Genomic DNA, 13,011 nt, shown 5'->3' with positions numbered 1-13,011 from the left:
AAATAATTAGTCGGCCTGTAGGAATGGATAAGCGAAGTGCCTGGGAGTCACGTAGGTTTCCTTAATTGTACGTGCCGAAACCCAGCGATATAAATTTAAAGCTGATCCCGCTTTATCGTTCGTTCCCGACGCTCGCGCTCCCCCAAATGGCTGTTGTCCTACTACTGCTCCGGTAGGTTTATCGTTAATATAAAAATTACCGGCGGCATTCTGGAGTACTTTCGAAGTATGTTCGATCACATATCGATCCTTCGCAAAAATAGATCCTGTCAACGCATAAGGTGAGGTACTGTTCACAATCTGTAGTATCGATTCGAACTCCGATGGTTCATACACATAAACTGATAATACCGGCCCGAATATCTCTTCGCACATTGTTCTATAGTTCGGATCATTTACCTGAAGCACGGTTGGCTCGATAAAATACCCCTTAGAACCGTCGTAGTTCCCTCCTGCCACGATTTTTACCTGATCACTCTGTTTAGCGGCATCGATATAAGCTTTGATCTTTTTAAAGGATCGTTCATCAATGACAGCGTTAATGAAGTTGGTAAAGTCTTCAGTTGCGCCCATCTTTATCTCGCTCAGAAACTCTTTTACTTTGGTTTCGATAGCCGGCCAAAGCGATGATGGAACATAGGCGCGTGATGCAGCTGAGCATTTTTGTCCCTGATATTCAAATGCTCCACGTACAAGACCAGTAGCTACTTCATCGGCATCTGCGGATTCATGCACAAGCACGAAGTCTTTCCCTCCTGTTTCACCAACAATTCGCGGATATGAATTGTACTTGTGTATGTTCGCGCCAATTGTACCCCAAATCGCTTGAAATACGCCTGTACTACCTGTAAAGTGTATGCCTGCAAAATCGGGATGGTTGAAAATTTTATCGCCAGCCACCGGACCATCTACATAAATCAGATTTATGACGCCATCAGGTAAACCTGCCTCCAGTAACACCTCCATAATGACTTTAGCCGATAAAACCTGCGTATAGGCTGGTTTCCAAACGACTGTGTTTCCCATCATTGCGGCCGATGTGGGTAGATTACCGGCAATAGCGGTAAAATTGAAGGGAGTCAGGGCAAAAACGAATCCTTCGAGGGGACGGTACTCAAGTCGATTCCAGACGCCCGGCGAAGAGTTTGGTTGCTGCCGGTAGATATCCGTTGCATAATGGACATTGAATCGCAGAAAATCGATCAGCTCACATGCAGAGTCGATTTCTGCCTGAAAAGCGTTTTTCGACTGACCAAGCATTGTTGCAGCATTTATTCGTGCCCGATATGGTCCAGCGAGTAGATCAGCCGCTTTTAGGAAAATGCTGGCCCGGTGCTCCCAGGATAAATTCGCCCAATTATCTTTTGCGGCTAATGCGGCTTCAATTGCCTGTTCAACATGTTGAGCATCGCCTTCATGAAAATAGCCGAGTGTATGCTGATGATCGTGAGGGGGTGCGACCCGGATTTTACGGTCTGTGCGAACCTCCTGGCCACCGATATACATAGGAATGTCTGTTTCTACCGATCGAAAATCCTGCAAAGCTTTTTTTACTGCTTCGCGCTCTGGAGAACCAGGACGATACTCTTTTACCGGCTCATTAACCGGCGTTGGAACGTTGAATAATCCAAATGACATAATTAATTGCTGATTACGAGACGTTTTGTAGTTTTTTGCAAATATCATTCTGCACTTTGACTATTTCGACTCTTTTCTGTTGTGAAGTTTATTGGTCTGTAAAGGTACGTATTGCCCTACTTATCCACTAATCCACATTACTTTTCCACATTTTCAATGACTTAAACTCGATTCATTGAACTGATTTACCGTACTTTGTAGCCTTATTTTGCCTTTTCATATGCGTTTTTATAGCACCAACAATCCTCAGAATACTGTTTCTGTTGAGGAAGCCCTTTTTCACAGCCTACCTGCTGATAAAGGACTGTATATGCCAACTCCTTTACCTCATTTAGGCACTGACTTTTTCGAAAAAATTGCTGGACAGTCTTTAGCAGATATTGGATTTGAGATCAGTAAAGCACTCTTTAGTGATGAAATAAGTACGGCTGATCTGGAAAACCTTACGCATCAGGCTTTTCCATTCGATACACCAGTTGTTGATCTGGAGCCAGGAAAAACCAGTGTTCTTGAGTTGTTTCACGGTCCATCGCTGGCCTTTAAAGATGTTGGAGCTCGTTATATGGCGGCTTTAATGTCTTATTATTCAGGCCGTAACGATAAAGAAGTTAATATTTTGGTAGCTACTTCGGGTGATACGGGCGGAGCTGTTGCTATGGGCTTCCACAATGTTCCTGGCGTTCGTGTCTCAATCTTATATCCTTCTGGCCGAGTTAGCGATCTTCAGGAAAAACAATTAACAACGCTTGGTGGAAATGTTCAGGCATTTGAAGTAGATGGGTCTTTCGACGATTGTCAGGCTATCGTGAAACAAGCCTTTGTCGATACGGAGCTAAACGCTCATTTATCCCTATCCTCTGCGAATTCGATCAATATTTTTCGGTTGATTCCGCAGGGGTTTTATTACGTTCGGGCATACGGCCAGGTACGCAAATGGGGGAAACCCGTTGTTTTTTCAACGCCCAGTGGAAATTTCGGTAATCTTAGCGCTGGTGCCATGGTTCAACAAATGGGCTTGCCTGTTGCTCATTTTGTGGCAGCAACTAACCTAAATCATGTAGTGCCGTCTTACATAAAAACGGGAGTGTATACGCCTAAAGCCTCTATTGCGACGATCTCGAATGCGATGGATGTGGGGAGTCCAAGCAACTTTGTTCGTTTAGCTCATCTCTACGGTAATGATTTTGATCATTTCAAAGAAAATGTTTCAGGCTATTTCTATGATGATGACGAAACACGAGTGGGGATGAAACGTATCTATGACCAATTTGGCTATATCGCCTGTCCTCACACCGCCATTGGCATTTTGGGCTTACAACAATACCTGCTCGACAGGAATATCGATTATACGGGTGTTGCATTAGCTACGGCCCATCCGTCAAAATTTAAGCCCTTAGTTGAAGATGTACTGGGCCAATCTGTTCATGTCCCTGACAGACTGGCCAGTTTAGCCAGCCGATCTAAAATAAGCATTCGAATTCCTGCTCAATACGAGGCATTTAAAGAGTCTTTGCTCCATACAGTTCTCTAAAAGTTATCCACAAAAAAGGCCCCAAATTGTGTATTTGGGGCCTTTTTTGTGGATAACTTTTAGAGAACTCAGTTAACGGTATCACCTCGTAAGGCTCTGAACCGCTTACGTGACTCGGCTCCATAGATACTCCCTGGATACTGTGTTAATACTTTTTGATAGGCTTCCATGGCAGCTGTCTTATCTTTGAGACGCTCTTCATATATTTTCGCCTGCGTAAACAAGGCATCATCCCCTAAAATATCAGTTGGGTAGCTGGCTGTTATCTTTTTTAAGTCTTCAAGTGCTTCGGTATTCTTACCCTGTTTCATGTATGTATTCGCCCGCAGCCAGAGAATTTCATCTGCCAGTGGATGTTCGGCATACTTCTTCCACATTTCTTTGAGCGCTTCAATGGCTTCATCAGTTTTATTCTGGAAGAGTAATAAGTCGATCCCGGCATATTCCCGCATTGCAGCTTCGGTACTATCCATGCCCGTGTTATCCACAATTAATAAACTTAACTGTTCAGCATCATTGGCTATTTCCCGTGATGTGGCCAGTTTAAGTACATCCAAAATGTCTTTAGCTACAGCCAGATTTCCCCGATAATAGTGAAGCTTTGCGTTTTTAAGCTTGGCTTCATAACCTAACAATTCTTCTTTCTGAGATTTTTCAACCTGAGAATACAACAGCGTAGATTCCCAGGGTTCACCTTTCAGCAGGTAGATATCCCCTTTGTCGAGCTTACAACGATCCACAAAATTCTTATCGGTTTTCCCCAATTCAATGGCTAAATCCAGAACCGTTAGAGCGGTGTCTTTGCTGTCGAGATAATTTCCGTATAGATTGGCAGTGCTCCGGAGCGCTTCAAGTGTTTTAACATTTGTCCCGATCTCCTGAAGCATTTTCTGATAATCACCAATCAACTTACGGATTTCCACCTTATCTACAGGGTACGTGTTTTTTACCTGTTCTTCGCGGGCTTGAATAACCAACCGCCGTGCGAACGGATAGAGCTGGCCCTGTGGATATGTTGTGGTTATGTATTCGAATGATTCGGCCGCTGTTTTGTATTCTTTGTTGTTCATTGCCAGCATTCCCAGGTCATAAACACGGCTACCGTTCAATTTTACGCGTTTATCCGTCGCTTTTTCCTGGAGCAACGCCCTGCCGAATTTCTGTTTCTGCACAAAGTACCAGATCAATAATTCGTTATAGGAAAGTTCATTGGGTTCCAGTTGTATTTTGCTGTATAACGCTTTTTCCACAAGCGGCTCATCTTTTGTGTTGATAAACCCTTGTAATGCGGCCAATACGGTTTCTTTTTTATCGGGCTGTTTGCCAGTCGTTATAATTTCATTGATCGATTTTTCAGTTTGCCCCGTCGCCCTGTAAAGGCCCATTAGATCCTCGCTGTAGGCCGTAGGCTCTTTGCTGACCTCTCGGGCCATTTCGAGCGCCCGGACCGCCCAGCGGGGCTCTCCTGCTTCGTTGAAGGCACTGGCGATCCGTTCAAGCTTACTGGTCGACGATTTGCTGGATTGTAAGGCGGCCGTGTATTGATTGCTCGCCAGAACTGTATCGCCCTGCTGGGTGGCGAGTTGCCCAATGAGCAATTGGTAGTATGCCCGGTTGGGTTCATCGCTGCGTTCCTGCTTGCGCAAATATTTTACGGCCTCCTCTGCCTTGTTACTTTTTTGCAGGCTGTTCACATAGCGTGCCAGGCGAACCCAGGTCACATCGGTTTTCAACAGCTTCGCGTATTCGTTCGCGGCTTTTTCAAATTCGCCCGCTTTAAAATATTCTTCGGCCAACGTCGCTCCCCCCTGCCCCCAGGCGAGTCCGGCTGACAACAGCCACATCAGCGCAATAATGACTTTTGACCTTATTAACATTTTATATAAAAGCTTTTTAAAGAAACGTTATTATAACCATTAGCTATGTGGAAATGTGTACAAATAAGTTGTCCACTGATGAAGATACAGAATGTGGATAAGAACCGCAACATATCCACTTACTGTTTTAAAGTTATCCACTTATAACCATCTTATTTTTAGGTAAATAACATTTTATCCACATTTTATGTGCGATATGAATGTGGATTTGTGAATAATTTCTGTACACAATTTTAAGTGGGGAAATTGTGTGGGCTCATTCGTGATATGTAGTTGTTTCTCCACATTAACTGGCCCAAAAAAAAGTGATGTGGATTACTACGTTATTCATCCACATCACTTTCATGCCTTATAAACAATTTATCCACTTGTGAGTCAGAGTTATGCACATGGTTATTCACATAAAACTTTAACTTTTTTAATTTAGAATTGACCTTTACCTGTCAGTGAAAAAAATGGCATACTGCTTAGAATCAGTGCAATTATCAGGCCTTCTTAAATAGATAGATTAAACTGGATGAGTTGCCAGTTTGTTTGGCTTGTTGATTAGAGGTAAGTCCTACCCTCATACTTTTCAGATAATCTGTTTTACCGGTCATGTACCGGGTGCTCAGCATCGCAATATAGAAAGCATCAAAAACCATTGGCTTCTGCTCTATACACGTCAGACCATGCTTTTTAAATAAGAGCTTGATGGTAGACGGAGTGAAATGCTGTAAATGGCGAGGGACATCATAGGCTGCCCAATATTCTTTAAAATAGTGCGCATCATAAGAATCTGAATTGGGAACGGCGATCAGTAATGTCCCCTTCGGACTCAATAATTTATTCAGTTGAGGTACTGTTTCATTGAGGTCAGGAATATGCTCGAGCACATGCCATAAGGTAATTATGTCAAAAGGTGTTGCTCCGTCCAATGCCCTAAGATTAGGCTGTATGTCGGCTTCTAATTTTTTTTGAGCAACAGCACGGGCATCTGGATCTGGTTCCATTCCCATCACCTGCCAGCCTCCCTGTTTACTAGTATCTAGGAACGCACCCGTACCACAACCTACATCCAGAATTCGTCCTGGCCCACCATTAAGCTTATTGATAAGATTTAATTTTGACCGAAGCGTATAATTACGAACTAACCGATACGCCGTATTAATCACACCACTGCTCTCGTCATTGTGTGATACATACTGCTCCGATTTATAATATGATCCAATCGTTTTTTCATCGGGTCGAGGGTTGGTCAATCGGAAACCACACGTTTCACATTGCTCGATGTTGAAGTTTTGATTGCTGACTAAATAATCTTTACAAACTAAATAGGGAGTAAATTTTGTACTGCCGCAGACTGGGCATGAATTGACGGTTTCCAAGTTAGCGAGTTAAATTGTGTGAAAACAAAAAGGCGCTGATTGCTTTCCTTGCAATCAGCGCCTAATTAATTAACGGCCCATATAGACCAGAAGGATGGAAACATCGGAAGGGCTTACTCCGCTGATGCGGGATGCCTGACCGATCGTTGCTGGCCGAAGTCGCTTCAATTTTTCCTTTCCCTCAAACGATAAAGCTTTAAGGCGGTCGTAATCGAATGTGGGATTAATTGCCAGACTTTCCCATTTATCTAATTTTTCGGCGTTCTGTTTTTCCCGATTGAGATAGTCCTCGTACTTGATTTCAATAACAGTTTGCTCAATCGTCTCCTCCCCTACCCCAGGCGTTTCTGGCAGGAGATTCAGCAGTTCTTTTACGTCGGACTGATCAATTTCTGGCCGCTTGAGTAAGGTATACAGGCTGCTTTTTTCGCGCAACGGCGAACTTCCTTTTGTCTCTAACCAACCATTTACATCTTCGGGTTTGAGCTTTGCTCTCCGTATTGCTTCTGTTAACTGAGCGATCCCATCCCGTTTGGTAACCATAGATTCATACCGTTCCTGCGATGCCAAGCCAATAGCGTATCCCTTTTCAGTGAGCCGTAAATCGGCATTGTCCTGACGTAACAAGGTCCGATATTCTGCTCGGGATGTAAACATCCGATACGGTTCTTCCGTCCCTTTAGTTATCAGATCATCAATCAGGACGCCAATATAACCCTCCGACCGTTTGATTGTAAACTCAGCTTCTTCATTTGTATTTCGGTGTGCATTGATACCTGCCATCAGTCCCTGGCAGGCGGCCTCTTCATAGCCCGTTGTTCCATTAATCTGCCCAGCAAAGAACAGATTTTTGACCAGCTGAGTCTCGAGTGTTGGCTTTAACTGAGTTGGTGGAAAGAAATCATACTCCACAGCGTAGCCGGGTCTGAACATTCTAACATTCTCAAATCCGGGTATTTTTCGTAAGGCGTTATACTGAACGGTTTCAGGCAATGAGGTCGAAAATCCATTAACATACACTTCGACAGTGTCCCAACCTTCTGGTTCTACGAAGATCTGATGCCGATCTTTGTCAGCGAACCGATTGATTTTATCTTCCACTGAAGGGCAATAACGGGGTCCAAGGCCTTTGATTCGACCAGTGAACATGGGCGATTTTTCAAAACCAGTCTTGAGTTCATCATGAACTGCCTGATTCGTATACGTGATCCAGCAACTACGCTGTTTCGTTAATGCGGGCGTGTTTGTATAGGAAAACTTACCGGGCATTTCATCACCCAATTGTTCTTCCATCAACGCATAGTTTAGGCTCCGACCGTCTACACGGGGAGGAGTTCCGGTTTTCATCCGGCCCGATTCAAAACCCAAACTAACCAGCTGCTCAGTTAAACCGGTTGCAGAACGCTCGGCTGTTCGTCCTCCACCGAAAACTTTTTCACCGATAAACATCCGCCCGTTTAAGAATGTGCCATTCGTCAATACAACTGCTTTGGCAAGAAAATCCACTCCCAAACTAGTTCTCACGCCAGTTACCTGACCATCTTTTACAAGAACTTCGTTTACTGTATCCTGCCAGAAATCAATATTTCTGTTTTCTTCCAGTGCCTTTCGCCACTCTGAGGCAAATACATTTCGGTCGCTCTGGCATCTTGGACTCCACATAGCAGGACCTTTCGAACGATTTAACATTCGAAATTGGATCATGCTTTTGTCGCTTATGATTCCTGACAAGCCACCCAGCGCATCGACTTCACGTACAATTTGTCCTTTTGCAACTCCGCCCATGGCTGGGTTGCAGGACATCTGGGCAATAGTCTGCATGTTCATCGTAATGAGCAGAACCTTAGAACCCATCGTGGCAGCAGCACTGGCTGCTTCACAACCGGCATGCCCTGCCCCTACTACAATGACATCGTAAGAAGAAAACATTTTTGAAGACTTTTGAAAAATGTTTCACGTGGAAACTTTTCACAAAATTGATGAAAGTTGTTGAAAAGCGAAAAACGTGAGGTTGTTTAATAGTAGGGCAACAAAAAACCGTCAGTCTTTGTGCCAGACTGACGGTTAAAAGATGTGTTTAACTATTTACTTACTTTTTGCAAATACTGGTTTGCTTCTTTTTTATAGAAGAGATTATAGTTGGGAGTTACTGACCGAAGTACTTCTACCTGTTTGGTCTTATTCTGTAAATTGGTAGAATCAAAGAAAGCAGGAGTACTATGCTTAGTTGACTTAGCCGCTTCAGCTTGACGTTTTGGATCTTCCTCCTGTTGTTTTAACGCTTTTTCAGACTCGAGTAAACGGGTTAAAATTTCGTTCTGGCGATTAATTGTATTTGGATTCACCCGCTTGTTCACTAAATCGGTTTCGGATTCATCCATTTTTTCCATCAAATCTTTAACCTGTTTTTCTTGTTGTTTCCCAGCTTCTGTTCCCTTTGAACTCTCCTCTAATTTCTTGAGCATGTTGCGAATCATAGCTTGCTCGGCAGCCATTTGAGAAAGCTCTTCTGACAAACCCCTACCCGATTTACCGCTTTTCTGGAGTTGCTGCATTTTTGCATTTAGCTGTTTTTGCATCTCCCCCATTCCACTTGGATTCTCGCCTTTCTTGCCGCCTTTACCCTTTCCAGGCATAGCCATTGCATTCATTTGCTGCTGCATGTTCTTCAATACATCACTCAGCATAAGGGCGAGATTGTTAATCGATGTCATAGCAAACTGCTGTTTAGAAGCGGCCATGCTTAACCGACGATCCCGCAGCTGTTGTACGCTTTCATCCATGTACGACTTCATATTTGTTAACTCTCGGGTAACGAATGACTGAATTTGGACAACTCGACTGGCCAGTGCATTGAGACTATCTTCGATGATTTTAGCATCATCCTGAAGCTTTAGTTGCTCCTGAGAAAGCTTGGTAACACGAGGGTCCTGAAGGCTCATGCCACGAAAATCTTTCATGACTCGCTCCTGGCCAAAGGAAAGCGTAATCAGGTTTTCAAGGATATTGCGAAGATCATCCATATTCTCCTGCATCTCCTGCATCTCCGAGGATTCCATCGACTCTTTCATCTGTTTACTCATCTGACGCATGGATTTGGCCGATTTACTCTGCGATGAAGCTGCTTTCTTTCCCTGATTTTGCTTCATCTGCTTCATAGCCTCTTCCATTTCCTTCTCAATTTCCTTCTGATCTTGCTCTGAAGATTCAGGTTTATTGAGTTCGTCTTTCTCTGCTTGCTTTTCCAGCTCCTTTAATTGTTCTTCTGTATTTTTAAAATCTTCCTGAGCCTTTTCCTGTTGCTTTTGCTGATCCTCCGAAGTCTCGTTTTTCTTCGCGTTTTCTTCGGCTTGTTTGTCTAACTCATTCGCCTGTTTTTCCAGGTTCTCAGCAATATTATTAACCTTTTGCTCTAACTGCATTTGCTTGAAGAGCTTCAATGCCCGGTCTAAATCGCGTTCCAGGTTGCGTTCTTTCCGGCTTAATTTATCAAGCATTTCGGATGCTTTCTCATCTTGTTTACGCTCCAGTAACTGCTTCAACTGCTCATACAATTGCTTCGATTCTGGGTCAAGCAACTCATTGAAGAGTTTTTGCAACTGCTGCATTTTATCCTGCATTTCCTGATTTTTCTCAGCAAAACGCTGTTGCGTGTCGTTCGTTTTCTGGAACTGTTCCTGCAGTTTTTGAACCTCTTTCATCAATTCTTCTCGCTTCTGAAGAATGTCCTGCAATTGTTTTTTGTCCTGGAAGTCAGAGGACTTTTTCGTGCGCATACGATCTTCCATGGCAGTCAGTTCTTTTTTGATTGCCTGGGTTTTACTCAACGCATTATCGATCTGTTGCTCAGTTTTCTCAGCCGACTGGTCAACCTGCTTCTGAATCTCAGCGTTAGAGGGTATGACAAAATTAAGCTGATTTGAACGACTCGATTTAGGACCATTCACACCATCATTATCCCACACCTGAACAAAGTATTCCAGACGATCTTCCTGACCAAGTTTTAAGCTATCGAGCGACCAGTTATAAACAAAGTTCTGGGAAGTTGTTGACCGGTTAACGGGGATGTCTTTGCTATACTGGGGTGAAGCCTTTCCGTTACGGGTGATCTTATAATTCAACCGCATTTTTGAAAATCCGTAATCATCTGAAACCAAACCGGATAACGCAATATAATTGTAGGTTACCGTGTCCTGGATTCGATCGACGGAAATCTGTGGAAAACGATCAGGAATAACCTGGACATTGTACTGGATAGTTGACGGAGTTGCAATCTGTCCATTCTTTAACGAGACAGTATAAGTGGCATTTTGCATCAATCGCCGATTCACGGTAAACGTGTTGGCCTCAGCCAAACGTGCTGGCGTCGCTTTTGAATCCGTATTAAACCGTAATAAAAGTGAGTCGGTATGGTCAGCGGCAAACTCCCAGTTAACTACCGTCCCTTGTGGAACAAGCAGATTTCCTACATTAGCTAGTTGTTCGGTAGGCTTGTTCAAGTATGCAGGATAATCGAGCCGTACGTTGAACGAAAGGACAGATGGCCGATCAATGAGAGAAATTTTGTAAGCAGGAGAATTAAAACCCGATGCTTCTAAATGAAAGTTCAGATCTCTCTGAAGGTTATCAAAATTATAGGTAAACCGATCTCCTTTCTGGTCAAGTTTAAAGCGAGTGCCGTTTGTTACTACATAAACTGCTTGAGGCAATGCATCACCCTTTAATTTAACAGAAAGCGGAAAGTCTTCATTTCGGAACGCCTTCATCGATTTGTTTTGAATAACAAATTGAAAAGGAGCTTCTTCTACAAACTCTTCATTATAATTTACCAAACGTGTCGAAGAGTTTGTAAAAAAGGTAGGGTTTACCACCAATATCAATAGAATCAGGGCAAGAGGTGGTATTGCATATTTCAAAAACTGCCTGTTCCGGCTAATCTGAATTGCATTGGCAAAGCGATTAATTAGCAGCTGTTGCGAGCGCTGGTTCAAGCTTGCCTGAAGCAAATCGCTTTGATCAGAGGAGATACGCTGAAGCTGTAATGTATTCAACAGCTTATCCCCTACCTCAGGAAAATAGAGTCCAATCTGTCGGGCAGCTTCATCATTCGACAATGGTTTATTTAGCCCATATAAGCTCATAAGTGGCCGTACTACGAGCATAAATAGGCCAGCAAGGATAGTCAGTAGAAAGCTGAAAAACAGAATTCCCCGACCAACTGAGTTGAAACGCCCGATGAATTCGGCGGTATTGATAAGTAGATATCCACTTCCAAGCAAGGCAACAAAGAATAAAACGCCTTTAACCAATTGATTCTGGAAGTAGCGTTTTTTGTATTCTTCAATGCGTTGCACTAACATCGTGTAAGAGTTTGACGAGTGCATAGGTATTCAGGTTGAGCGGTTAAACTAATTCAGACTGGAAGTAGGAAATTACATGTTCTTTCAAAAAAATCTCTTGCGTTAATAAATCAGCATGCGGAATTGGCTTCATTAATGTCCATTGTGGCCAGCCATCTTTGTCATAACCCTCGAAGGAATAATAACCTGACTGGCTCAATACCCGACAAACAGCAATGTGCATTAAGTCCTGTTTTACTTCTTTCGAAAATCGTCGGGGCCCCTTCCCCAGTTCTTGTACGCCAATCAAAAACAGGACGGCGTTGAGGTCAACAGGGCGCTTGCCAACCAAATTTTCGAGTTGGTTAAGCAGTTCATTCCAGGCCTCATCTATGTTTTTTATATCCACAACAATTCAGGCAGTTATTGTTCTCTCTAATTTACAACGATTTCTTTTAACTAACGAACAATCACCATGTTTCGGTTTATTCGAACACTTGTAGCTGACTTTACGGACCTACTTTTTCCTGTGCTATGTCTCGGTTGTAGCCGGTCTTTGGGTGATCACGAAAAGTTACTTTGTACGCATTGCCGGATTAATTTACCGGAAACAAATCAACATCGTCAGCCTTATGACCAAAATCTTCTCAATAAGTTCGCCGGAAAAGTCCCCATTCATTTTGTGGCATCTTTCATCCACTACGCAAAGGCTGGTACAGTACAAAAACTAATCCATCAGATTAAATATAAAGGCCAAAAAGAAGCTGCAAAGGAAATAGCTGGCTGGTACGGTTATCAACTCAAATCGGAAAGTGAACTGATAAAAGAAATAGACGTAATAATTGGCGTTCCGTTGCATAAGCGTCGCTTACAACAACGGGGTTATAATCAGGCCGATTGGATTGCCGAAGGACTTTCTGAAGCACTTAACGTTCCTGCCAGAACCGATATACTTATTCGGAAACGGTTTAAAGAATCACAAACCCGGAAAAATCGCCTGGAACGGTGGGAAAACGTAAAAACGGTATTTGCCGTACCAAATCCAGAAGAAATTGAAGGGAAAAATATCGTTATAGTCGACGATGTATTAACGACGGGATCGACTATTGAAGCCTGTGCAATTGAGTTGTTACGGGCTGGGTGTAAATCAGTTGGCGTATTGACACTTGCTACGACGCGTTAACTAGAACTGTTTCTTGGGCCCTATCAACAAAAAAGCGGCCATCCATTGCTGAATGACCGCCTTACTATTTAGTAAG

The 13,011-nt window shown here is 43.2% G+C and carries 8 protein-coding genes; 2 read left to right on the top strand and 6 right to left on the bottom strand.

What is annotated here, in order from left to right:
* Nucleotides 1-6: 6 nt before the first annotated feature.
* Nucleotides 7-1,638 (bottom strand): L-glutamate gamma-semialdehyde dehydrogenase, encoded by a 1,632-nt coding sequence (gene pruA / locus G8759_RS01835; protein ID WP_167204681.1) that lies wholly within the window; start codon nt 1,636-1,638, stop codon nt 7-9.
* A 220-nt stretch (nt 1,639-1,858) separates the two neighbouring features.
* On the opposite strand from pruA, the gene thrC reads away from it, so the two are divergent.
* Nucleotides 1,859-3,169 carry a threonine synthase gene (thrC, locus tag G8759_RS01830; protein WP_167204680.1) on the top strand — a complete coding sequence of 437 codons (1,311 nt, stop codon included), beginning with the start codon at nt 1,859-1,861 and terminating at the stop codon, nt 3,167-3,169.
* Between the two features lie 68 nt (nt 3,170-3,237).
* Here the strand turns inward: thrC and G8759_RS01825 are convergent, their stop codons facing one another.
* The 5 genes from G8759_RS01825 to G8759_RS01805 all read right to left on the bottom strand — a co-directional run bounded on the left by G8759_RS01825 (nt 3,238) and on the right by G8759_RS01805 (nt 12,161).
* Nucleotides 3,238-5,046 carry a tetratricopeptide repeat protein gene (locus tag G8759_RS01825; protein ID WP_167204677.1) on the bottom strand — a complete coding sequence of 603 codons (1,809 nt, stop codon included), beginning with the start codon at nt 5,044-5,046 and terminating at the stop codon, nt 3,238-3,240.
* A 485-nt stretch (nt 5,047-5,531) separates the two neighbouring features.
* Complete coding sequence (locus G8759_RS01820) at nt 5,532-6,413, bottom strand: class I SAM-dependent methyltransferase (protein ID WP_167204675.1); 882 nt, start codon at nt 6,411-6,413, stop codon at nt 5,532-5,534.
* Nucleotides 6,414-6,482: 69 nt separating this feature from the next.
* Nucleotides 6,483-8,342: a tRNA uridine-5-carboxymethylaminomethyl(34) synthesis enzyme MnmG gene (gene mnmG, locus G8759_RS01815; protein ID WP_167204673.1), complete on the bottom strand. Its 1,860-nt coding sequence runs from the start codon at nt 8,340-8,342 to the stop codon at nt 6,483-6,485.
* Between the two features lie 152 nt (nt 8,343-8,494).
* A complete protein-coding gene (locus G8759_RS01810; RefSeq protein WP_167204671.1) occupies nt 8,495-11,797 on the bottom strand; it encodes a DUF4175 family protein in 3,303 nt (1,100 codons plus the stop codon).
* Between the two features lie 19 nt (nt 11,798-11,816).
* Entirely contained in the window at nt 11,817-12,161 is a 345-nt protein-coding gene (locus G8759_RS01805; protein ID WP_167204669.1) for a hypothetical protein, read from the bottom strand.
* A 273-nt stretch (nt 12,162-12,434) separates the two neighbouring features.
* Here G8759_RS01805 and G8759_RS01800 point away from each other — a divergent pair, with 273 nt between their 5' ends.
* Nucleotides 12,435-12,935: a ComF family protein gene (locus G8759_RS01800; protein WP_232074099.1), complete on the top strand. Its 501-nt coding sequence runs from the start codon at nt 12,435-12,437 to the stop codon at nt 12,933-12,935.
* The last annotated feature ends 76 nt before the right edge of the window (nt 12,936-13,011 follow it).

It is taken from the genome of Spirosoma aureum, from assembly GCF_011604685.1.
Lineage (GTDB): Bacteria > Bacteroidota > Bacteroidia > Cytophagales > Spirosomataceae > Spirosoma > Spirosoma aureum.
The sequence above is the reverse complement of the archived record's forward strand: the minus strand, read 5'-3'. Positions and strand labels throughout refer to the sequence as shown.

What these genes read in the sequence shown, in the direction of transcription:
- G8759_RS01810 (WP_167204671.1), bottom strand. Translation starts at nt 11,797, where the DNA reads ATGCACTCGTCAAACTCTTACACGATGTTAGTGCAACGCATTGAAGAA.
- pruA (WP_167204681.1), bottom strand. Translation starts at nt 1,638, where the DNA reads ATGTCATTTGGATTATTCAACGTTCCAACGCCGGTTAATGAGCCGGTA.
- mnmG (WP_167204673.1), bottom strand. Translation starts at nt 8,342, where the DNA reads ATGTTTTCTTCTTACGATGTCATTGTAGTAGGGGCAGGGCATGCCGGT.
- thrC (WP_167204680.1), top strand. Translation starts at nt 1,859, where the DNA reads ATGCGTTTTTATAGCACCAACAATCCTCAGAATACTGTTTCTGTTGAG.
- G8759_RS01825 (WP_167204677.1), bottom strand. Translation starts at nt 5,046, where the DNA reads ATGTTAATAAGGTCAAAAGTCATTATTGCGCTGATGTGGCTGTTGTCA.